Genomic DNA, 22,767 nt, shown 5'->3' on the forward strand with positions numbered 1-22,767 from the left:
GCTCAGGCCGGGGTGTGGCTGAGGATGCGCAGGGCGGCCGGCACCGCCTCGATGGTGATCGGCAGCGGACCGACCCGGTCGCCGTCCGCGTACGCCGTGATGCCGTCGCACTGCAATCGCACCTTCCGCGAACGGTAGGTCTGCACGTCAGGGAGATCCACGTGAGTGCCCTTGTAGACGCGGGGGAACAACCGGACCAGCCTCGACCGGCGACCGTAGTCGACGACCGTGACGTCGAGCAGGCCGTCGCTCTTGTCCGCGCCCGGGCAGATCTGCATGCCGCCGCCGTACGAGCGTCCGTTGCCCACCGCCACGAGGGTGGCGTCCACCTGGAACGTCTCCTCGTCCAGTTCGATGGTGTAGTGCAGCGGGCGGAGCTGCGTCAGCTCGGCGAGCATCGCGAGGTTGTACCGCATCGGGCCTTTGGGCCACGACATCCGATTGGCGCGGTCCGTGACGAGCGAGTCGAATCCGCTCGCGACGATGGTGCCCGCCCACACCACCGCGCCGTCCGCGAGCGTGATGCGGGCGAGGTCGGATTCCTGCACCTCCCCGTCGGCGATCACGTCGGCCGCGGCGACGGGATCGCCGACGGGGATACCGAATTCGCGCGCATGGTCGTTGCCGGTGCCGGCCGGGATCAGCCCGACCGGTGTCCCGGATTGCGCGGCCGCCTGCAGCCCGATGCTGATGGCGCCGTCCCCGCCGACGACGACGAGCGCGTCGGTGCCGTCGTCGATCGCCCGGCGCGCCAGCATGCGCGCGTGATCGGCATCCGTGCCGATGATCTCGGTGACGGCGACCCCGCGCTCCCGCAGGCGCGCCACCCCCTTGCGGCCGGCGACGGGTGCGTGACCGTGTCCGGCGAGGGGGTTGACGAGGACGGTGACCTTCTCGATCACCTGCTGCGTGCTCACGGAATCAACTTGCCGGGGTTGAGGATTCCCGCAGGATCGACCGCGTCCTTGACCGCCCGCAGAATCGCGACGCCCAGGTCGCCGATCTCGTCCCGCATCCACGGACGGTGGTCGACTCCGACCGCGTGGTGATGCGTGATGGTTCCGCCGGCGGCGATGATCGCATCACCGGCGGCGGTTTTGGCCTTCCGCCACTGTTCGATCGGGTCTTCCGCTTGCGCGGACACGACGGTGAAGTACAGCGAGGCGCCGGTCGGGTACGTGTGCGAGATGTGGCACAGGACGAGCGGCGGGGTGCCCTGCCCGGCCAGCGACTCCGTCAGCGCAGTGGTCACGGCGGTGCGGAGCGCAGCGAGGTTGCCCCAGGTGGTCGCGGTTTCCAGCGTCTCGCACAGCGCTCCCGCGTCGAGCAGCGAGTCGCGCAGGTACGGTGCGTCGAAACGGCCGTGCTCCCAGCCGTTTCCAGGCGCCTCACCCAGGGACGTGCCGCCGTGCGCCACCAGCACGGCGCGAGCCTCCGCCGTCCGCTCCGCGGTGTGCTCGGCGGTGCCCTCGAACGTCGTGATCGCCAGGCAGCCGCCGGTGACGGTCTCCTCACCGATCTTGTCGGTGGTCGCGAGGTTCACCGCCGTCTCCGCCTCGTCGGACAGTCGCAGCACGGTCGGGACCGCACCTTCCTGCCGCAACGCCCGCAGAGCCGCCGCGCCCGTCTCGAAGTCGGGGAAACTCCACCCTTCCCGGACGGTGGTGTCGGGGACCGCGTGCACCCGCACCCGCACCCGGGTGATGACGCCGAGCGTTCCCTCCGACCCGACGAACAGTTCGCCGAGGTCCGGACCCGCCGCGGAGGCCGGGGCGCGCCCCGTGTCGAGGGTCCCGGTGGGGGTCACCACCCTCAGTCCCTGCACCATGTCCTCGAACCGCCCGTACCCCGCGGACGCCTGCCCCGACGACCGGGTGGCCGCGAAGCCGCCGATGGTCGCGAACATGAAGCTCTGCGGGAAGTGCCCGAGCGAGAAGCCGTGCGCGCCGAGCAGTTCCTCGGCGAGCGGACCCGTCACACCCGCTCCCAGCGTCGCGATGCCGGAGTCGGCGTCGAGGTCGATGAGCGCGTCGAACCGGCGCAGGTCCAGCGAGACGACGGCGTCGAATCGGTCGCGCACGGGGTCGAGCCCGCCGACCACGCTCGTTCCGCCACCGAACGGCACCACGGCGATGCCGTGGTCGGCGCAGTATCGGAGCACGTCGGCGACCTCGTCGTCCGTACCGGGGGTGACGACGGCGTCGGGCGCGTTCTGCGGTTCGGTGCTGCGGCGGCGCAGCAGGTCGAGCGTGCTCTTGCCGCCGGAACGCAGCAGCCGGTCGGAGTGCGCGGTGCTGCAGAACTGTTCTCCGACGATGCCCGCGAGAGCGGCGACCTGCTGGTCGGACAGTGCGCTCGGAGCCAGGACGACGTCGTCGGCCGCCCGGTCGGAGGGCTCCCTGATCGTGACGCCGAGGGCCTGTTGCAGCAGCCCCTTGATGCCGTCCGAGAGGATCTTGTGCTTCTCCGGCGCGCCCCAGGCGTCCCACTGCATCGGGGGTGCCGTCAGGACGGCGTGATCTTCCGATCGCTCATTGCTCATGCGTTATAGTGTTACACATCATGTAAGAGTGTAACTAGCCCTCTTCAGCGACCGCCCCGCTCCCGCCACACCTGCCGGATGGGCCGCAGCACCAATCCCATCTGTTTCCGTGTCTTCCCACGCGTCACCAGAACACCCGTGATCGCTACGATCCAGACCGGGTACTGCACGAGCCAGGCCACTCGGAACGCGTCGAACGAGTACCCGCCCATCGCATCGAGGATGAGACCCATCGCCTGGATGACCAGCAACGACGCCAGGAAGCCGCCGATGTTGACCATTCCCTGCGCCGTTCCCATGCTGGTGCTGGGGTTGAACATGCGGGCGTAGTCGAAACCGATCATCGAACCGGGGCCGCCCACCGAGATCACCATCACGAGCACGATCAGCAACCAGATCGGCGCCGGACCCGGCAGCGACAGGACAACGGTCCAGATCGCCGCATTGCTGATCATGATCGCCAGCACCAGATAGGAGCGGCGCATCGGGAAACGGCCGCTGAGGATGCCGATGATCGGGCCGGCCACGATCGCCGAGATCACCGACAGGGTCAGCAGCGAACCGGCCTCCGCCGGCGACAATCCCTGCGCCGACCTCAGGTACGGCACACCCCACAGCAGGGCGAACGTGGTCATCGAGAACTGCGTGCCCATGTGGGTGAAGAACCCGAGCCGGGTGCCGGGACGCCCCCACACGGTGCGGATCTGCCTGCCCACCTCCCGCAGTCCGGCGGGCGCGGCCACCACCTCCAGACCGGGAGGCGCATTGCGGATGACGGAGACGGCCAGCACGAACGACAGCAAACCGAGCGACGCGGCGCTGCCGTACGCGAAACTCCAGCCCGGCCCGTTCAGCAACAGCATCAACGGCAGCGCCGACAGGATCTGACCGATCTGACCGAAGATGCCGGTGAGCTGCGACACGAGCGGGACCCGCCGCGGCGCGAACCACTGCGGCACCAGGCGCAGCACGGAGATGAACGTCATCGCGTCGCCGACGCCGACGAGAACGCGCGCGGCGACCGCCAGCGGCAGCGATTCGGTGAGCGCGAGGAGCATCTGCGCCGACGCCATGATGAGGGCGCCCGCGGAAATCATGACTCGCGACCCGTACCGGTCGAGGAGCACACCGGCGGGGATCTGCATCCCCGCGTACACCACGATCTGGAGTACGACGAAACCCGACAACACACTCGGACTGATCGAAAATCGTTCCGTCGCCGCGAGGCCCGACACACCGAACGAGGTTCGATGCAGGACGGCGACGATATAAGCGACAACCCCGACGCCCCACACCAACCACACTCTGCTCATCGCAGATCAAACTACCCCCCAGCAGGTATTACCCGCCGGTCGAAGTCACTCGCGGCCCAGCGACACCCAGGTCGGATCGGCTGTGCGCTCGCCGACGGTGAGATCCGCGAGCAGGTCCAGACGCGCGATCTGCCCTTCGGTCAGCGTGAGCGCGAGCGCGCCGGCGTTCTCCGTGACACGGGCCGCGAACCGGGTACCGGGAATCGACACGGACGGCAACCCGAACTCGCCGGCTTTCGCGTCCAGCCATGCCAGCGACACCTGGGCGGGCGTCGCGTCGAGTTCGGCAGCGACCTCGCGGACGACGTCGAGCACCTTCAGGTTCGCCGGCAGCGCATCGTCGCCGAAACGCGGGAACCGGCGACGCAGATCCTTGTCGCCCAGCGTGGCCGGGTCGTACGTTCCGGTGAGGAATCCCCGGCCCACCGGCGAGTACGGCACGAAGCCGATGCCGAGTTCCGCCGCCGCGGGAACCACGTGCTTCTCGACGTCGCGACTCCAGATGCTCCACTCGCTCTGGATCGCGGCGATGGGGTGCACGCGCGAGGCGCGACGCAACTCGTCGCCGGTCGCCTCCGACAGTCCGATGTTGCGGACCTTCCCGGCCTTCACCTGTTCCGCGATCGCACCGACGGTGTCCTCGATGGGCACCTCGGGGTCGACGCGGTGCAGGTAGTACAGATCAACGGTGTCGACGCCGAGCCGGGACAGGGATTCGTCGAGGGCCTGCGCCACGTATTCGGGCTTGCCGTTGATGCTGCGCCGGCCGTTCGCGATGTTGCCGACGAGACCGAACTTGGTGGCCAGCTGCACCTCGTCGCGGCGTTCCTTCAGCACCGTGCCCACCGCGATCTCACTCGCGCCGTCGCCGTACACGTTGGCCGTGTCGATGAACGTCACTCCGATGTCGATGGCGTGGTGGAGGGTCGCGAGCGCCTCCGCGGCGTCGACGGGGCCGTACACGGGGGCGACGGACATGGCGCCGTAGCCCTGCGCGCTGACGGTGAAGCCTTCGGACAACTGCACGGTGGGGATGTTGGTCATGCGCCCCATCCTTCCCGAGCACCCCGACAGGTGCATCGTTTGGAATCGCGCTGATCGTGACCCGGCTGCCTCTACCCTGAAGGCATGGCATTCGACTGGTTCGAACTCGCCCGCATCGCCCACCGCGAGTTCGGTGCACGGGTCGCCGCGATCACCGACTGGTCGGCGCCGACACCGGACCGCGACTGGGATGTCACCCAGCTGGTGCGGCACGTCATCGAGGAACAGCAGTGGGTTCCCCCGCTGCTCGCCGGGAAGACGGTCGGCGAAGCGACCCCGGACATCGAGCCCCTGCACGGCGACATGCGGTCGGAATGGCAGCGGTACTCGGACTCGGCCATCCACGCGTGGTCGTCGACCGACCCGCGGACGCAGGTGCACCTGTCCTACGGCACGGTGCCGCTCGAGCCGTATCTGCGGCAGCAGATCGCCGACGTCACCATCCACGCATGGGACCTCGCCAAGGCCACCGGATCCGACGACACCCTCGACCCGCAACTCGTCGCCGGCGTCTGGTCGGATCTCGACGGCCAACGCGAGATGCTCTCCGAGAGCGGGCTGTTCGCCGACCCCGTCGACGTTCCCGACGACGCGCCGCTCCAGGATCGCCTGATCGCCCTGACCGGTCGCGATCCCCGGCAACGCATTTAACCAACCGCCGCCGAGGGTCCCGCCTACGCTGGGAGACATGAGTACCCCGGATCCCAAACCCCGCAGCCGCGACGTCACCGACGGATTGGAGAAGACCGCAGCGCGCGGAATGCTCCGTGCGGTGGGCATGGGCGACGACGACTGGGGAAAGTCCCAGATCGGCGTGGCGTCGTCCTGGAACGAGATCACCCCCTGCAACCTGTCGCTCGACCGGCTCGCGAAGGCCGTCAAGGACGGCGTCCACGCCGCGGGCGGGTACCCCCTCGAGTTCGGCACCATCTCCGTGTCCGACGGCATCTCGATGGGACACGAGGGCATGCACTTCTCCCTCGTCTCCCGTGAGGTGATCGCCGACAGTGTGGAAACGGTGATGCAGGCCGAACGCCTCGACGGATCGGTGCTGCTCGCCGGTTGCGACAAGTCGCTGCCCGGCATGCTGATGGCCGCGGCCCGCCTCGACCTCGCGAGCGTGTTCCTCTACGCCGGTTCGATCCTGCCGGGTGTCGCCAAAATGTCGGACGGCACCGAACGCGACGTCACCATCATCGACGCGTTCGAGGCGGTCGGCGCCTGCTCGCGCGGACTGATGAGCCGTGAGGACGTCGACGCCATCGAACGAGCCATCTGTCCCGGCGAGGGCGCGTGCGGCGGAATGTACACCGCGAACACGATGGCCAGTGCCGCCGAGGCACTCGGCATGTCGCTGCCCGGCAGCGCCTCCCCGCCCGCCACCGACCGTCGTCGCGACGGATTCGCGAGGCGCAGCGGTGAAGCCGTCGTCGAACTGCTCCGACGCGGCATCACCGCCAGGGACATCCTCACCAAGGAGGCGTTCGAGAACGCCATCGCCGTGGTCATGGCGTTCGGCGGCTCCACCAACGCCGTCCTGCACCTGCTGGCGATCGCGAGCGAAGCGGATGTGGAACTGACCCTCGACGACTTCTCCCGCGTCGGCGCCCGCGTCCCGCACCTCGCGGACGTCAAACCGTTCGGCAAGCACGTGATGAAGGACGTCGACCACATCGGCGGCGTCCCCGTCATCATGAAGGCCCTGCTCGACGCCGGGATGCTGCACGGCGACTGCCTCACCGTCACCGGCAGGACCATGGCCGAGAACCTGTCGGCCATCGCCCCTCCCGACCCCGACGGCAAGGTGCTCCGCGCGATGAGCTCGCCCATCCACCCGACCGGCGGAATCACGATCCTCAAGGGTTCCCTCGCCCCGGGCGGCGCGGTGGTGAAGTCGGCCGGGTTCGACTCCGACGTCTTCACCGGCACCGCCCGCGTCTTCGAACGGGAACGCGCCGCGATGGACGCCCTCGAGGACGGCACCATCACGAACGGCGACGTCGTGGTCATCCGCTACGAGGGTCCCAAGGGCGGACCCGGCATGCGCGAGATGCTCGCGATCACCGGCGCGATCAAGGGTGCCGGACTGGGCAAGGACGTCCTCCTGCTCACCGACGGCCGATTCTCCGGCGGCACCACCGGCCTGTGCGTCGGCCACGTGGCACCGGAGGCCGTCGACGGCGGTCCCATCGCGTTCGTCCGCGACGGCGACCAGATCCGACTGGACGTCGGGACGGGCACCCTCGAACTGCTCGTCGACGAGGAGGAACTCGCCGGCCGTAAGAACGGGTGGGAGCCTCTGCCCCCGCGCTACACCCGCGGGGTCCTGGCCAAGTACACGAAGCTCGTCGGCTCCGCCTCGGGCGGCGCCGTCTGCGGGTAGGCGCTTCGCGCCCGTGCGCCTTTCTGGTTGTCCTGGCTACCAAAAAGGCGCACGAGCCCGAAGGGCCTAGATGATTGATTCCTTGAACGGATCAGTGGTCGTAGGCGATAAATGATCGCTTGGCGGCGGCGCCGATGTTCCAGTTGTGCCAGATGCCGGCGGCCATCGCCAACACGCGCTGGGCGACGCGGGCGAACACCCCGTGCGTGGTACGGCCACCGTGTTCTTCCAGGCCAAGCTGCCCTTTCAACGTGTGGTTGACCGATTCGATCCACTGCCGCACCCCGCCGAGATTGCCGTTCTTGTAGGTTTCGTCCTTGCGGTCCGGTCGCAGCAGCCGCAGACCCATCGCGGCGGTGGTGGCGGCGAACTGTGCGCCGGAGAAGCCTTTGTCGGCGAGCAGGATCTGCCCCGACCGAATCAGGTGATGATCGCGTTCGAGCAGCGCGGTCACCACCTCACGTTCACCGAGTTTCGGATTCGCCAGGCACCACATGATCGGCATCCCGTCGCCGGCGCAGACCAGGTACAGCTTCAGCCCCCAGTAGAAGCGCGAATGGGAGGCGCAGTAGCCGTATCCCGCGTGCCCGGCCAGGTCCGACCGCTTCACCGTTTCACGAGACATCCCGCAGGGCACCGGGGTGGCGTCGGTGATCCACAGGTCGTCGAACCACGACGGGGACACCTCGGCGAGGAGTCGAATTGTCTTGCACAGCAGCCCTCGTGCCGCCCTGACACGTTTGTTGTAGTCCGACTGTCCGGGAATGTAGGGGAACAGAGCACGCAACTCGACGCTGTGGTGGGCGTGCCGGATCCACCGGCGTTCACAATCGAAGCCGAGCAGCATCTGCGCCACGGTCAGGGTGAGCAGTTCGGCGTCGCTGAGCACGGGCCGCCGACCCCGACCGGAGCGGGGTTCGACGACATGATCATCGATGAGCACATACAGTTCGGTCAGGAGGGTTTCCAGTTCTTTGGTCACGCTTTGATCTTGGAAACCCTCCGCCTACCAGCCGCGCAGCGACACACCTTCAAGGAATCAATCATCTAGATGGGCCGGAACCCGGCGCCGGGACCGCCGCTCGCGTTCATGTCGGCGATGATCGAGTTGAGGTTGGTGCCGATCTCCGGGCCGATGCACGGTGCCGCGAGGTAGGCGTTGACCATGGCCACCAGGGTGGTGCCGACGACCATCGGTGCGCCCGAGTCACCCTCGATCACGCAGGCCTGGGTCCACGTCTCACCCGTCTGCATGAGGTCGCCGTAGACGATGCCGCAGGTGTTGCCCGTGGTGCGGCCTTCCTTGCACGCCACCTGTGGGAAGGCTGCCGGTGCGCCGATGTTGGTGATGGTGACGCCGCCCACCCTGTTGACCGGGACGACCTTCGCCGGGTCGAACTGGATCACCGCGTAGTCGAGAACGGGGTTGGAGACGACGAACGTTCCGACGATGCCGCTGTCCTGGCTGGCCTCGGGCACCACGTAGGAACCCGATTCACCGCAGTGGCCCGCTGTCAGGCCGACGAGCCGGCCCGCGTTGTCGTGTCCGATGGTGGTGAGTGAGCAGACGAGTTCGTCGTTCACCACGATCCCCGAACCGCCCCCCAAGACGGCGGCCGGAGCTGCTGTCGCGGACCCCGCCGCAACGAATCCCAGAATTCCCGCTGTCGCCGCAACAACCGCCGCGAATCGTTTCAACATTTTTCGAACCTTCCCGGATGAGCCCCGACGGCCGCGTGTCTCCCCATAAGAATCCCACCCCGCACAAGACCTGCGTGGGGGAATGCCGATGTAGAGACCGCGACCGTTGCCGACCCGGGCGCTACTCGACGGCGCCGAGCGCCTCCAGTGCTTTGCGGGCGTCCTCGAGTTGCCGGCTCAGCTCGTCCACCCGGGCCGCCGCGAGGTTGCGTGCCGCCACGATGATCGACTCGACGGCCTCGATCGCCGTCTCCTCCCCGAGTTCCCGGACGGCACGCTCGACGGCGTCCGGCGAGACGGGGACGGCCTTGCCGGGACGCTTGGCTCCGTGCGCGACGGTGACGCTCCAGTCGTTGTCGGCGCCGGCGTGGATGGTGACGCTGACTCCCGCGGGCACCTTCTTGCTGGTGCGTTTGGCCGGTACCGCGGCGGGTTTCGGGACCGCGGTGGCGGCGGGCGCAGGCGACGCGACGGTCTTGGCGGCCGGAGTCTTGGGGGCGGGGGGCGGACCGGGCTCGATCTCCTGGTGCACGACCGGGGTCGCGGGAGCGGCGGGCGCGGGCGCAGACTTGGCGGCCGGAATTCGTCTCATCAGAAGCTCCTCCGCTTCGAAGGGGAGCTCGTCGTCGACGCCTTTGGGGCGGATCAAGAGCGTATTGCCTTGCACGGAGATAACTTTCGCCGAGGCTCCGGCCTCGAGCCCGAGGCTGGGCATCGCCTCGCGCAGATACACGGTGGCCCGCTTACCTTCCGCGATCGCGGCAGCGAGGGTCTCGAGATTCTCCGCGGTCAGGTGATCCGGTGCGGCGGCACCGGAACGTCTACGGGGCGGCATGCGCTGTCCTTTCTGGTCTGTCTCCTGGTTACGCTCGTGAGCACCGCAACTCTCGCACACCCCACCGACGGTTCCGCATCGGACGGGCTCGCACAGTGGCAGATTGAGGGGAATGGACGCACCGCGACCATGCGTGCGCATCGACCGTATCGAGAGGAACGACGTGACCTCGGAAGCACCGGAGAACGGCGACGAGACCGCAACGACGACGGAGATCTCACCGACCCTGCTCCGCGACGTCCAGGCCGATCTCGAGGAGTCGCTTCTGGGCGGGCCCCGCCGCTACACGCGGACCGAGATCGCCGACTTCGCGGGGGTATCCCTCGAACGGGCGGATCGCCTGTGGGTGTCGATGGGTTTCGCGGTCGACACCGATCCGGACGGCGTCATGTTCACCGAGGGGGACGCCGCCGCGTTGCGCACCATCGCGTCGCTCGTCGACCAGGGGATCATCTCACCGGAACGCGAAGTGGCGGCGGCTCGTGCTCTCGGCCAGTCGATGTCGCGGCTCGCCGAATGGCAGGTCTCGTTGATCAGCACCCACATCGTCGATCAACTCGCCGGGTCCGCGGGCAGCGACGAGCAGGCCATCCGGGAGCAGGTGCGCGAACTCACCGCCGAGATCCTTCCGGCGGTCGAGTCGTTGCAGGCGTACGTGTGGCGCAGGCACATCGCCTCGACCACCGGTCGCAACGTCGGGAATCCCGGCGAGGAGGTCGCGAGCCGGAAACTGGTGGTCGGCTTCGCGGACATCGTCGGGTACACGTCGTTGACCCGTCAGCTCGGCGCGCGGGAACTGAGCGACCTTCTGGAACGTTTCGAGTCGGCGTCGACGTCGGTCATCGGCCGCCATCAGGGGTGGGTGGTGAAGACGGTCGGCGACGAGGTGATGTTCGCCGTCGAGTCGCCGTCCGATGCGGCGGAGATCGCCCTGCAGCTGCAGGAGCAGGTTCTGCCGGACGAGGCGGACCCCGAACTGCGGGTAGGACTCGCGATGGGTCCGGTGCTCGTCCGGTTCGGCGACCTCTACGGCTCCGTCGTCAACACCGCGGCGCGACTCACCGGTTCGGCGCGTCCCGGCACGGTGCTGATCGACGAGGCGCTCGCCCACGAACTCGCCGACGCTCCCGGTTACTACCTCAAGCAGCTACGTCCACGACGTGTTCGAGGGATTCGACGACTCGAACAGTTCGTGCTGCGTCGAGACCGGGACGCCTAGCGACTGTCAGCTTCCGAAGGGAAGGGTTCCGGGCGGGATGGAGTATCCGCTGCTGCCGGCGGCGACGCCGCCCCAAGCACCGAGGAGCCAGTTGAGTGCATCAGTGATCATCGAGAAACCTTCCCACACCATTCATTCGATACGCGCGGCATCCGGTGCCGCGCGCACGTGCCACGGTAATGACGACGCGCGGAGCTGTCGACGTCACAATGCCTGAGCAGGCGGTATCTCGAGGAGCGTCGGCTTCGCGGGACCGGCGGCGACCTGGGCGGCGCGTGCGGCGAGGAAGTCGTCGACGATCTGCTCACACGCGGTCCGTCCCAGCGGGGTCAGGGTCGCGAGCCGGGTGAAGACGAGTGGTCCGATGAGTTGGGCGAGAGCGAGGTCGTAGTCGAATTCGCCGAGGCGTTCGGCCGCCTCGGGTGTGCCGAAGACCTGGTCGAACGCCGCCCGGTACTGCTCGACGATGGTCTGCCTCAGCGTCCGCAGTTCCGGTTTGTCCGACTCGACAGCGGCCGCGCTCGAGTAGTCGTCCAGCGCGGGGCCCATGCCGAGCCAGCACATGGCCGTCACGTTCATGGGGGCACTCTCGATGAGTTTCGCCTGACTGACCATCAGCTCGACCAGCCGGTCGCGGAGGTCGCCGTCGGCGGGCACGGTCGGCGCGGGTGGGAGCAACCGCCCGAACGCCGCGGCGACCAGTTCGGTGCCGTTGCCGAAATGCCGGTAGAGCGTGGCCCGAGCCACGTTCGCCAGCTTGGTGACGGCGTCGATCGTCACGGCGTCGGTGCCACCCTTCGCGAGAAGAGTTGTCGCGGCGTCGAGAAGTCTCGCGCGAGAGCGCTGCCTGCGGGGATCCTGCTCGGTCATCTGCACCGCCCGTTCCTGCCACTGCCGCACCTCTTGTGAACTACCAGTCTACCAACGATACTGACAGTCTCGTTACTTCCACGGAGGGATTACATCGTGCGCTCTCGGGACTCCGCACCACCGCAGGACACCGAACAGAGCAACACCACCGGCTGGACCCTTCGGCAGATCTGGATGCTGACCGTCGCGTGCTGCGCGGTCGCACTCGTCGTTGCGGCGATGGCCGCACTGAACACCGCCCTGCCCGACCTCGCCCGCGACACCGGCGCCAGCCAGAGCCAGCTCACCTGGATCGTCGACGGCTACACCCTCACCCTCGCCGCACTCCTGCTTCCCGCCGGCGCACTCGGCGACCGCTACGGCCGCCGCGGCCTCCTCATGTTCGGACTGCTGATCTTCGGCCTGGGTGCCGCCATTCCGATCCTGAACGACAGCCCGGAGTGGATCATCGGGTCCCGCGCGGTCGCCGGCATCGGCGCGGCCTTCGTGATGCCGGCGACGCTGTCGCTGCTCACCGCCGGTTTTCCACTGTCCCAGCGCGGCCGGGCCGTCGGCATCTGGTCGGGTGTCGCCGGGTCGGGCGCGATCGCCGGACTGCTGGTCTCGGGACTGCTGCTCGAACAGTGGTCGTGGAAGGCGATCTTCGTGAGCCTCGCCGTGGTGTCCGGCGTCCTCTTCCTCACCGGATTCACCATCGCCTCCTCACGCCAGACCGACCAGGCGCCGCTCGACCTTCCCGGCACCGTGACGATCGCGGCGGCGGTGGGCCTGTTCGTGCTCGGCACGATCGAGGCGCCGCACCGCGGCTGGCTGGACCCTGCCGTCGTCGGACTCATGGCGGGTGGCGTCGCCGCCGCGGTGGCGTTCGCGCTCGTCGAGTTGCGCCGCGAGCATCCGCTCCTCGACGTCAGGCTCTTCGCCAACCGCGCCTTCGGGTCGGGGTCGATGTCGTTGCTGATGCAGTTCCTCGCCATCCTCGGGCTCTTCTTCTTCGCGGTGCAGTACCTGCAACTGGTGCTGAGCTACTCGCCGCTGGAGTCGGCGCTCGCGCTCGCCCCCATCGCGGTACCCGTGATGATGCTGTCCGCGGGGATGCCGTTCGTCCTCCCCTATGTCGGCCTCCGCCCGTTGCTGTCCGTCGGCGCCGCGATCCTCGGTGTCGGAATCCTGCTGATGGTCCGGCTCGACGAGTACTCGAGTTACCCCCAGGTGGCTCTGCCGCTGGTCGTGGCCGCGTTCGGCATCGGCCTGTGCACGGCACCCGCCACCACCGCAATCGTGCAGAACACTCCCGATGAGAAACAGGGAGTGGCGTCCGCGGTCAACGACACGGCACGCGAGATCGGGGCGGCGATCGGCGTCGCACTGGCAGGCAGCATCCTGGCCGCGGGGTACGGCAGGCACGTCCAGCCGGCCGTCGACGCCGTCCCCGACGTCGCGAAGGAGCCCGTGTCGAGTTCCCTGGCGGCCGCGCTGCACGTCGCCCAGTCGGCGGGCCCGCAGGGCGAGCAGCTCGCGAGCTTCGCCCGGAAAGCGTTCCTCGAGGGAATGGACGAGGCGTCCATCGCCCTGGCCTGCGTGTGCTTTGCGTCCGCGGTGGTGCTCGCGGTGTGGGCGCCGGGCCGGAAAGGGTCGTCTCCGGCGCCGCGGAAGGACGAGGAACTGGCCGACGTCGACTGAGCGGACGTTGCCCTTGTGACCGCCGTCATTGTATCGTTCAGTATCAGTTACTGAATGTCACAGTTAGTTGACCGCCTAGTCACAGAACAAGGGGTAGTGATGACCGCATCGATCGTCGTCTCCGACCGCGAAGAGACCGCCCAGCGCTTGCTGGCGTCGTCGGCACGCAAGTCCTACGACCCGATGGTCGAGGTCGACTGGGAAGCACCGATCCCCGACGACAAGTTCGGTCTCACCCCTGAGTGGAGCACGCTCTACGGCACCGCCCTCTGGGACGAAATGACCGAAGAACAGAAGATCGAGCTCACCAAGCACGAGGCCGCCAGCGTGTCCAGCGTCGGACTGTGGTTCGAGATCCTGCTCATGCAGATGCTCCTGCGCGACGTGTACGGCCGCGACAAGCACTCGCGCCACGTCCAGTTCGCGCTCACCGAGGTGGCCGACGAATGCCGCCACTCGGTGATGTTCGCCCGCGCCGGTGAACGCCTCAACATGCCGAGCTACGGACCGCACCCCGCGATCCACAAGCTCGGACGCATCTGGGGTGGCTTCTTCCGGGGCGCGAACGCGTACGCCAGCGTGATGGCCGCCGAGGAGATCCTCGACATGATGCAGCGCGACTTCATGAAGGACGAGCGCGTGCAGCCCGTCACCCGCACGGTCAGCAAGATCCACGTCCTCGAAGAGGCCCGCCACATCCGCTTCGCCCGCGAAGAGGTCGGCCGCCGCATCGAGGGCGCCAGCTGGGCTCGGCTGCAGTTCGAGCGGCTCAACACCGCGGTGGTCGTGTACTTCGTGATGAAGAGCATGATCCGCAAGGACGTGTATGCGAATGCCGGACTCGACCCGGAGCGGGCCGCCGCCGAGGCCAAGAACAACCAGCACTACAAGGACACCGTTCGCACGTCCGGTTCCAAGTTGATGCAGTTCCTCGATGGCGTCGGCCTCGTCGGCGGCCCGTCCAAGCGCCTCTACAAGAGGGTCCATCTCCTCTGAATCATGTGGGGACGTGGTCCAGGTAGGACACACCGGTCGAGGTGATCTCGAGTACGCGGGCGGACGGAATGTCGAAGAACATTCCCGCGACGCGTACTCGACCCTCGGCCGCTGCCGCGCCGACGAGGGGATGGCGCCCGAGGGTTTGCACCTGGACCGCCACGTTCACCATGCCCAGCTGGTCGACCTCGTCGAATCCGAGTTCGGCCGCTGCACGTGCCACCGGATGACCGCTGAGGAACGCGTTCCGGCTCGGCTGCGCGAACGTCAGCCACTGTTCGACGGCGTCGCGATCGGACCCGTCGGTCTCGGTCGGTGCACTCGCGAGCACGGCCTTCATCGCGCCGCAGCCGGAGTGGCCGCACACGATCACCGAGCTGACCTCGAGTTCGTCGAGGGCGAAGGCCAGTCCCGCCTCGACCGACACGTCCTGTTTCCCGGTCGGGACGAGGTTGCCCACGTTGCGCACCGTGAACAGGTCGCCCGGACCGCTGCTGGTGATCACGTTCGGCACGATGCGTGAATCGGAGCAGGTGAGGAACAACGAGTCGGGGCGCTGCCCGTCCCGGAGTTCGTCGAGGTGCGGGAGCAGCTGAGCCGCGTTCCGCCGGTGATACTCCGACACTCCCGCGAGGACCGGCCGGAGTGCCGCCGGTGTGGTGGTGGAGTCCTCGGTGTCGGTGTGCCGCGGCTGCCAGCTCTTCCACGGGGCGAACCCGCGGGAGCTCACCACGCCGATGCCGCGCCGGGGCGGCGACGCGCCGACGGCGTCCATGTCGACGGGACCGAGCGCGTCGATCACGACCGTTCCGCCGTTCCGCTCGTGGTGACGCTTCCAGTCGTCGATCGCCTCGAACATGGCGTGGTCGAGGAAGTCGACCGCCAGTTCCACGGTGACGTGCGCGCCCTCGGGCACCTTCGCGAGGATCCCCGTCAACGCCGGCATGGACAGGAAGCTGCACGACCCCTCGACGGTCACGCGCCACCGCCCGGAATCCTCGGAGCCGACAGGTTCGGCCCGCATCTTGGGGTGGATGACCCGCCACAACAGCAGGACCACCGCGAGTGCGAGGCCGATGATCACACCCTCGAGCAGGTTCAGGAAGACCACGCCGGCCACGGTCACGCCGTACACCCACAGGTCGCCGGTGCGCCGGGCCGTCCGCAGATGAGCCATTTTGACGAGCTGGATGCCGATCACGATGAGGAGGCCGGCCAGCGCTGCCATCGGGATCTGCTCGACGAGCCCGGTGAGCAGCGCGGCGAAGACGAGGATCCACACGCCGTGCAGCACGGCGGACGCCCGGGTGCGCGCCCCGGCGGCCACGTTGGTGGAACTGCGCACGATCACACCGGTGACCGGCAGGCCGCCGATGAGACCCGAGAGCATGTTGGCCGAGCCCTGACCGACGAGTTCACGGTTGAACTCCGAACGCGTGCCGCCGTGCATCTTGTCGACGGAGACCGCGGACAACAGGCTCTCGACGCTCGCGATCAACGCGACCGTGAGTACGCCGGTGGCCACTGCGAGCCACGGGCCGTCCGGCATCGAAGGCAGTGCCACGGCGTCGAACAGGGAGCCGTCCAACGTGATTCGATCGATGTCGAGTGGGAGGACAAGGGACAGAACGGTGGCGGCGACGACGGCGACCAGCGGGCCGGGGAGCACCTGCAGCTTGCCGGGGATCTTCTTCCAGAACAGCAGGACGGCGATGACCACCGTTCCCACGAGGACGTCGCCGTAGCGGGCGGACGTCAGCTGGCCGGGGAGCTGAGTGAGGTTCTCGATGGTCGAGCTGTGCGAGCTGCCACCGAGTAGGACGTGAATCTGCTGGAGGGCGATCGTGATTCCGATACCGGCCAGCATGGCGTGGACCACGACCGGCGCGATGGCCAGGGCTGCACGGGCAATTCTACTGAGCCCGAAGATGATTTGAAGGAATCCGGCTGCGACGGTGATCGCGCACGTGGCCTTCCAGCCGAATGTGGCGACCAATTCTGCTACCACCACGGTCAATCCGGCGGCAGGACCGCTGACCTGGAGTGGTGAGCCACCGATGGAACCCGCCACCACACCGCCGACGATCGCCGCGATGAGCCCCGCCATGATCGGGGCGTCGGACGCGATCGCGATACCGAGCGACAGCGGCAGTGCAACGAGGAAGACGACGAGCGACGCGGGCAGGTCGTATCGCGCGTTATCTCGCAACCTTTCGCCGAGGGTCGGTCCGGGGGCGGGTGCACCGGATGGGGGTGCTTTCTCGTTCTCGAGGATCGACATGTCGTCACCTTACGGGCGGAGAACGACGAAACGCCCGAAACGGACGGGGTCTTGTGGCATGTGTCACTGTGACAGCACTTTTCACCCAGTTGAATCGAAAACTATTGGACAACAGTCCATTACATGAAGCTTAAAGTTCACAAAGTTCACGTCGCCCGCTCTCACACTGTGAGACGTGCCGGTCACCGAGGGAAAACGGTGACCGGCACGGCCGGTCGGACCTAGACGGACGTGGGCACGACAACCAGTGCCCAGACGAACATCGGGGCCGACAGCACGATCAGACCGCAGTAGGCGAGCATCTTGCGCTGGAAACGGCCCTTGTCCTCGACCTGCGCGTTGGCGAGCACCATCACGCCGTTCGTCGAGAACGGGCTGACGTCGACCACCGTCGCGGAGAATGCCAGGGCCGCGACGAATCCCACGGCGCCGACCTCTCCCATCGCGAGCATCGGCGCGGCGAGGGGCAACGCGATGCCGAGGGTACCGATCGACGATCCGAACGCGGAGATGATCGCAACCGCGTAGCAGAGGATCAACGCGGTCAGCAACGGCGATCCGAGAGCCGACGCCGCATCGCCGAGGAAGTCGAGCGTGCCGTTCTGCGTCATGACCGCCATGTAGGTGAGCATCCCGCACACGAGCACCACGGCCGGCCATGCCACGTTGTCGATGACCTTGGGGTGCGACTTGGGCGCCATCAGCAGCAGCACCGCACTGATGCAGATCGAGCTGACGCCGACGTCGATTCCGAACGCGACCGACCCGACGACGAGAAAGCCGATGCCGGCGAGCGTCGCGAACCGGTACCGATTCATCTTCACCGGCTTCATGCCTTCGTGGATCAGCGCCTCCTCGATGACCTCGCGATCGGTGAGGGTCGCGGTGTTCCCGCCCGGGCCGTTGCCCGACGCCACGCCCCCGGACGGCCGGCGCGAGGAACCGCCGAATCCTCCGTCGTCGGGCGTCTCCTCGACGGGGCGGGGAGTGCGGCGACCGATCAGGTCGAGGCCGTAGATCAGGAACAGCACGATCGCGATGGCCAGGTTGAGGACGAACGGCAGAGCGAACAGGACCAGGGGATTCGATCCGACGCCGGTCGAGTCCATCAGTCCGTTGATGAATGCGCCGTAGAGATTGATGGGTGAGAACGCGCAGGCCAGGGCACCATGGCTGATGACCATACCCATCAGGAACGGGTTGATCTTGTTCTTGGCCGCGAGAGGCATTGCGATGGGGGCGAGCATCCCGACCGCGAGGACGGACCCGAGGGCCATCAGCAGTCCGGACAGCAGGAACATCATCCACAGGATCGCCCACCGCCTGCCGCGCACGAGTCGGAGCGAGGCCTCGATGACGAGGTCGATGGTCCCGTTCGTCTTTGCTATGGCGAACAGCAGCGTGATGCCGCCGACGATGATGAACGTGCTGCCGGGGAAGGCGTCGATGATGTCCTCGACCGGGATCCCGGACACCCAGCCGCCGATGACGAACGCTCCGGCGAACGCGAGGATGCCCATGTTGATCGGGGTGAGGGTCGCCACTGTGAAGATCGCGATCAGAGCGACGATGGAGATTGTGTAGACCATGGTCGGCCTTTCGAGGTGAGTTCGCAGATCACACTGCGGTGAGGGGCCGAGCTTGGGCCAGAGCGTGTTTCACGGTGTCGACGGCGAGGCCGAGGGCCTGCTGATCGATACCGGTGTCGATGTCGTGCGCGTGCAGGTGCGCGACCAGTTCCTCGGTGGCGAGGTTGCCGTGGGCGCCGGGCGCGAACGGGCAGCCGCCGTACCCGCCGATGGCACTGTCGAAGTGCGTGATGCCGAGCTGCCGGTGCGCGGCGATCACGGTGCCCAGGGCCTGACCGTGCGCGTTGTGGAGGTGCAGGCTCAGTTCGATGTCGGGGAGGGCGTCGCGTACCGCCCCGGCCGATGCGAGCACCTGCTCGGTGGTGGCCGTCCCCAGTGTGTCGGCCAGCCCGAGCCGGCGCACACCCATTGCGGCCATCGCGCTGGCCACCCGTACCAGTGTGGCGGGGGCGATGATGCCCTCGAACGGACAGACGAACGCGGTCGACACACCTCCGAGGAAACTCCGGTCCGGGTACTTCTGCAATGCCTCGGCAAGTCCGTGCAGCGCCTCGTCCGGGTTCCGGCCCGTGTTCGCCGTGCTGTGCCCGGCGCTGGCGGACGTCACGACCTGGATCTCGTCGATGCCGGTCGCGATCGCACGGTGCACCCCGCGCGGGTTGAGTGCCAGAGCGCTGTACGTGACCGACGGGTCGGTGCGGGGCAGCCGGGCGATGACGTCGTCGGCGTCCGCCATCTGCGGGACACGCGTGGGTGAGACGAACGATGCCGCTTCGATGTGCTTCACACCGGCGGCGACGAGGGCGTCCGCGACGGCGATCTTGTGGTCGGTGGAGACGACGACATCCTCGTCCTGCAGTCCGTCTCGCAGCACGACATCCGTTATGGTGACTGACATTTCACTTTCCTCCGATTCAGATGACGTTGCGGGCGCGGTAGTCGTCGAGCTGATCACCCGACAGATTCAGCAATCCGCCGAGGATCTCGTCGGTGTGCTCACCCAGTTCGGGTCCGGCCCAGCGGATCTGTGTGGGTTCGCCGTCGAGCTGCGGGACCACTCCGGGGAAGCGCACCTCTTCGGGTTCCCCGTCGACGGACACCTTCAGGCTCTGCAGCATGCCGCGGGCGTTGTAGTGCTCGTCGTCGGCGATCTGCACGGCGTCGTACACCTCGCCCACGGGCACACCGGCGGCGCCGAGTTCGGCGACGACGTCGCGGGGGCGACGCACCGACGTCCACGACGAGATGGCCTCGTCGAGTTCGGCTTCCCGACGGAATCGCTGATCACCGTCGGCGAGCTCGGGATCGTCGGCCAGATCGCCGCGCCCCACGGCCTGCATCAACCGGCCGAACACGCCACTCGAGTTGCCGGCGATGATGACGGAGCCGCCGTCGCACGGATAGACGCCGCTGGGCACCACGCCGGGCAGGTTGCCCGCGGTCCGTTCTCGGACCATGCCGTACGCGTCGTAGTCGGGGACGAGGGATTCCATCGCCATGAACACCGACTCGTACAGGGCCACGTCCGCGACGCGCGGGGTCGAGTGATCGCCCTGCCTCGCCTTGGCCAGCAACATCATCAGAGCGCCGATCGCGCCGTGCAGTCCGGCGAGCGTGTCGGCGATGGGGGCGGCGGCCCGGACCGATTGACGGTCCGGATAGCCGGTGACGTGCCGGAGTCCGCCGAAGGCCTCGGCGACGCCGCCGAAGCCGGTGCGCTCCCGGTACGGGCCCGTCTGCCCGTAGCCGGAGATCCGGACCAGCACGATGTCGGGGTTGGCGGCCGTCAGCTGGTCGGGCCCGATCCCCCACCGCTCGAGCGTTCCTGGACGGAAGTTCTCGATGACGACATCCGACTTCGCGGCGAGGTCGAGAATGATCGCGCGGCCCTCGTCGGTCCGGAGGTCGAGGGTGACGGACCGCTTGTTGCGCGCGATCGTGCGAAACATCATCGACGTCGCGCCGCGGCGGCGACGCCAGCCCCGCAGTTCGTCGCCGACGCCCGGTCGCTCGATCTTGACGACCTCGGCGCCGAAGTCGGCGAAGATGCGGCTCGCCATGGGGGCTGCGATGAAGTTGCCGAGTTCCAGCACACGGATGCCGTGCAGTGGGCCGTTCTCTGGGACCTGCATGTGAGAGTTCTCCCTCGTCGATCTGTACTGGATGACGACTGGGTTCCTACCTGCTGATTCTCATTATTTGGCAGTTAGATTCCCGTCTGATAAGAATGACGGTAGTGGTAGCAGTCACAATTGGCAATGCCCGGAGTCCGCGCCACACGACAATGGACGACGGGACGCTGCGGAATGCAGCAGGAATCCGCTGCTCGACAGGAGGAGAACACGGTGAGAGAACCACACGTCGTTGCGATCGATGGACGTTCGCCGCGCGCGGAGAAGACCACGTGGGTCGCGCCGACCGCCGCGGTGATCGGCGCCGCAACACTCGGCGCGGAGACCAGCGTCTGGTACGGCGCGGTGCTGCGTGCCGATTGCGATTCCATCACCCTCGGCGAGGGCAGCAACATTCAGGACGGAGTGGCCGTTCACGTCGATCCGGGTTTCCCCGTCGTCGTCGGCCGGAACGTCAGTGTGGGGCACAACGCCGTCCTGCACGGCTGCACCGTGGGGGACGGCGCCCTCGTGGGCATGGGAGCCACCGTCCTCAACGGAGCGGTGATCGGCGAGCAGTCGCTGGTCGCCGCCGGCGCGCTGGTACTCGAGGGCACGCGAATTCCGCCGCGCTCACTCGTCGCCGGCGTGCCCGCCAAGGTGCGTCGCGAACTGACCGACGACGAGGTGGCCCACAACGCCGCCAACGCAGCGGTCTACCGTCAACTGGCGCAGCAACATCGGTCGGCGGACGTCACCACGTTCGACATCGCCTGAGCGAGTCAGTCGCCCGGAACGGATTTCTCGATCTGCCGCGCGGCAGCGACGACTGCGCGGCCCATCGACGCACCCAGGTTCTTCCCCATCCGCCCCTCGGGACCCGACACGCACACGGCAGCCACGATCTCGCCGTGCCTGCGGACCGGCGCACTGATGGACGCGGATCCCGGTGTGCGTTCCGAAACCGACACCCACCAACCCGATTTCACGGCTTCGGGGTCTGCCTCCCAGTCTCCGGACAGCACGTGGCCGCTCGACCCCTGCGGTAGCGGTACCAACGTTCCGACGGGCAACGCCACCCGCAGTTCGTGCTGGGAATCGACGCTTGCGGCGCAGAGACGGGATTCGCCCCGGCGAACCCACAACTGCGCGGATTCCCCTGTCGCCTCGCTCAATTCCCGCAGCGCCGGAATCGCGAGGTCGCTCAACGCCGTGGTGACGAATCGCTGACCCAGGTAGAAGCGGCCTTCCTCATCCTTGCGCAGAAGGCCGTGCTTGACCATGTCGGTCGCCAGCCGGTACGTGGTCGACAGGGACAGGTCGAGTTCACGGGCGAGGTCGCTCGCGCCCATCGGGCTCGACTCGACGACGTCGAGGATCGCCACCGCGCGGGCGAGCACTCCGACGCCGATCTCACTCCGCGCAACCATCGCAGTCCATTTCTATTGCCCCATTGAAGTATTCAGATTGTATAGGAAAGCGGCGCGCGACCGTCCGCATCCCGTCGATACGGCTAGTTGCCCGGGTGCCGGTTGACGACGGGAACCGGGGCCGGTTACCTCTGTGACAGGCATTCGCCATTTCCCCGGTGCGTAGTCGCGCTCACCTCCCGGGCATCCGAAAACCGTTGCAAGGAAAGGCACCATCATGACGATCGAGCAGACTCTCACCGACAAGGAACGTCTGGCAGGTCTCGACCTCGGCCAGCTCGAGCAGCTGGTCGGGCTCGTCGAATACGACGGCACCCGCGACCCGTTCCCGGTCAGCGGCTGGGACGCCGTCGTCTGGGTGGTCGGCAACGCCACCCAGACCGCCCACTACTTCCAGTCCGCGTTCGGGATGACCCTGGTCGCCTACTCCGGACCCACCACCGGCAACCGCGACCACCACAGTTTCGTCCTCGAATCCGGGGCCGTCCGCTTCGTCATCCAGGGCGCCGTCGACCCCCAGAGTCCGCTGGTCGAGCACCACCGCACCCACGGCGACGGCGTCGTCGACATCGCCCTCGCCGTCCCCGACGTCGACAAATGCATCGCCCACGCCCGCGCCCAGGGCGCCACCGTCCTCGACGAACCCCACGAGGTGACCGACGAGCACGGCACCGTCCGCCTCGCCGCGATCGCCACCTACGGCGACACCCGCCACACCCTCGTCGACCGCAGCAACTACACCGGCCCCTACCTGCCCGGCTACATCGCCCGCA

20 protein-coding genes are annotated in these 22,767 nt (G+C 67.7%); 7 read left to right on the forward strand and 13 right to left on the reverse strand.

Translation table 11 applies throughout. The features are described 5' to 3' along the window. Positions 1–2: 2 nt before the first annotated feature. The 4 genes from HGB39_RS01830 to HGB39_RS01845 all read right to left on the reverse strand — a co-directional run bounded on the left by HGB39_RS01830 (position 3) and on the right by HGB39_RS01845 (position 4,899). Positions 3–917, reverse strand: coding sequence for a diacylglycerol kinase (locus tag HGB39_RS01830; RefSeq protein ID WP_005561892.1), 915 nt, complete (start codon positions 915–917; stop codon positions 3–5). After that, positions 914–2,494 carry an FAD-binding oxidoreductase gene (locus tag HGB39_RS01835; RefSeq protein ID WP_005561894.1) on the reverse strand — a complete coding sequence of 527 codons (1,581 nt, stop codon included), beginning with the start codon at positions 2,492–2,494 and terminating at the stop codon, positions 914–916. The genes HGB39_RS01830 and HGB39_RS01835 overlap by 4 nt, the downstream gene beginning before the upstream one ends. Before the next feature lie 92 nt (positions 2,495–2,586). After that, positions 2,587–3,855 carry an MFS transporter gene (locus tag HGB39_RS01840; RefSeq protein WP_039951531.1) on the reverse strand — a complete coding sequence of 423 codons (1,269 nt, stop codon included), beginning with the start codon at positions 3,853–3,855 and terminating at the stop codon, positions 2,587–2,589. Between the two features lie 45 nt (positions 3,856–3,900). Beyond that, positions 3,901–4,899 carry an aldo/keto reductase gene (locus tag HGB39_RS01845; RefSeq protein ID WP_005561898.1) on the reverse strand — a complete coding sequence of 333 codons (999 nt, stop codon included), beginning with the start codon at positions 4,897–4,899 and terminating at the stop codon, positions 3,901–3,903. 84 nt (positions 4,900–4,983) lie between these two features. Here HGB39_RS01845 and HGB39_RS01850 point away from each other — a divergent pair, with 84 nt between their 5' ends. Together HGB39_RS01850 and ilvD are read left to right on the forward strand one after the other, a co-directional pair. After that, positions 4,984–5,550, forward strand: a complete 567-nt coding sequence (locus HGB39_RS01850; protein ID WP_005561900.1) for a TIGR03086 family metal-binding protein — start codon at positions 4,984–4,986, stop codon at positions 5,548–5,550. A 37-nt stretch (positions 5,551–5,587) separates the two neighbouring features. Continuing rightward, positions 5,588–7,282 (forward strand): dihydroxy-acid dehydratase, encoded by a 1,695-nt coding sequence (ilvD, locus tag HGB39_RS01855; RefSeq protein ID WP_005561902.1) that lies wholly within the window; start codon positions 5,588–5,590, stop codon positions 7,280–7,282. A 91-nt stretch (positions 7,283–7,373) separates the two neighbouring features. On the opposite strand, the gene HGB39_RS01860 is transcribed toward ilvD, so the two are convergent. The 3 genes from HGB39_RS01860 to HGB39_RS01870 form a co-directional block, all read right to left on the reverse strand. Next, the gene (locus HGB39_RS01860) at positions 7,374–8,264 is read right to left on the reverse strand and encodes an IS982 family transposase (protein ID WP_064080884.1); all 891 of its coding nucleotides are present in this window, start codon (positions 8,262–8,264) and stop codon (positions 7,374–7,376) included. A gap of 65 nt (positions 8,265–8,329) precedes the next feature. Then, positions 8,330–8,983, reverse strand: a complete 654-nt coding sequence (locus HGB39_RS01865; RefSeq protein WP_005255921.1) for a S1 family peptidase — start codon at positions 8,981–8,983, stop codon at positions 8,330–8,332. A 121-nt stretch (positions 8,984–9,104) separates the two neighbouring features. Beyond that, positions 9,105–9,818: a DUF6319 family protein gene (locus tag HGB39_RS01870; RefSeq protein WP_064080885.1), complete on the reverse strand. Its 714-nt coding sequence runs from the start codon at positions 9,816–9,818 to the stop codon at positions 9,105–9,107. Positions 9,819–9,981: 163 nt separating this feature from the next. Between HGB39_RS01870 and HGB39_RS01875 the strand changes: the two genes are divergently transcribed. Then, positions 9,982–11,037 (forward strand): adenylate/guanylate cyclase domain-containing protein, encoded by a 1,056-nt coding sequence (locus HGB39_RS01875; protein ID WP_054247079.1) that lies wholly within the window; start codon positions 9,982–9,984, stop codon positions 11,035–11,037. A 204-nt stretch (positions 11,038–11,241) separates the two neighbouring features. Here HGB39_RS01875 and HGB39_RS01880 read toward each other — a convergent pair whose 3' ends face one another. Further along, positions 11,242–11,913, reverse strand: coding sequence for a TetR/AcrR family transcriptional regulator (locus HGB39_RS01880; protein ID WP_043787452.1), 672 nt, complete (start codon positions 11,911–11,913; stop codon positions 11,242–11,244). 90 nt (positions 11,914–12,003) lie between these two features. Here HGB39_RS01880 and HGB39_RS01885 point away from each other — a divergent pair, with 90 nt between their 5' ends. Together HGB39_RS01885 and HGB39_RS01890 are read left to right on the forward strand one after the other, a co-directional pair. Then, positions 12,004–13,587 (forward strand): MFS transporter, encoded by a 1,584-nt coding sequence (locus HGB39_RS01885; protein WP_005255916.1) that lies wholly within the window; start codon positions 12,004–12,006, stop codon positions 13,585–13,587. Positions 13,588–13,686: 99 nt separating this feature from the next. Then, a complete protein-coding gene (locus tag HGB39_RS01890; protein WP_005255915.1) occupies positions 13,687–14,583 on the forward strand; it encodes an AurF N-oxygenase family protein in 897 nt (298 codons plus the stop codon). A 1-nt stretch (position 14,584) separates the two neighbouring features. Here the strand turns inward: HGB39_RS01890 and HGB39_RS01895 are convergent, their stop codons facing one another. From HGB39_RS01895 to HGB39_RS01910, 4 genes are all read right to left on the reverse strand, one after another. Beyond that, a complete protein-coding gene (locus HGB39_RS01895) occupies positions 14,585–16,864 on the reverse strand; it encodes a SulP family inorganic anion transporter (protein WP_005561915.1) in 2,280 nt (759 codons plus the stop codon). Positions 16,865–17,085: 221 nt separating this feature from the next. Next, complete coding sequence (locus HGB39_RS01900) at positions 17,086–18,453, reverse strand: SLC13 family permease (protein WP_054247057.1); 1,368 nt, start codon at positions 18,451–18,453, stop codon at positions 17,086–17,088. Positions 18,454–18,481: 28 nt separating this feature from the next. Continuing rightward, positions 18,482–19,351 carry a hydroxymethylglutaryl-CoA lyase gene (locus HGB39_RS01905; RefSeq protein ID WP_005561919.1) on the reverse strand — a complete coding sequence of 290 codons (870 nt, stop codon included), beginning with the start codon at positions 19,349–19,351 and terminating at the stop codon, positions 18,482–18,484. Between the two features lie 16 nt (positions 19,352–19,367). Further along, a complete protein-coding gene (locus HGB39_RS01910; protein WP_054247054.1) occupies positions 19,368–20,585 on the reverse strand; it encodes a CaiB/BaiF CoA transferase family protein in 1,218 nt (405 codons plus the stop codon). Positions 20,586–20,798: 213 nt separating this feature from the next. Between HGB39_RS01910 and HGB39_RS01915 the strand changes: the two genes are divergently transcribed. Beyond that, a complete protein-coding gene (locus HGB39_RS01915; protein WP_182623694.1) occupies positions 20,799–21,341 on the forward strand; it encodes a gamma carbonic anhydrase family protein in 543 nt (180 codons plus the stop codon). Between the two features lie 5 nt (positions 21,342–21,346). Here HGB39_RS01915 and HGB39_RS01920 read toward each other — a convergent pair whose 3' ends face one another. Further along, entirely contained in the window at positions 21,347–21,994 is a 648-nt protein-coding gene (locus tag HGB39_RS01920; RefSeq protein ID WP_005570725.1) for an IclR family transcriptional regulator, read from the reverse strand. 217 nt (positions 21,995–22,211) lie between these two features. On the opposite strand from HGB39_RS01920, the gene HGB39_RS01925 reads away from it, so the two are divergent. Further along, positions 22,212–22,767, forward strand: a 556-nt coding sequence (locus HGB39_RS01925) for a VOC family protein (RefSeq protein ID WP_210752445.1), incomplete at its 3' end; no start/stop codon positions are given.

It is taken from the genome of Rhodococcus opacus, assembly GCF_012396235.1.
In the GTDB taxonomy this organism is placed as follows: Bacteria; Actinomycetota; Actinomycetes; order Mycobacteriales; family Mycobacteriaceae; genus Rhodococcus_F; species Rhodococcus_F opacus.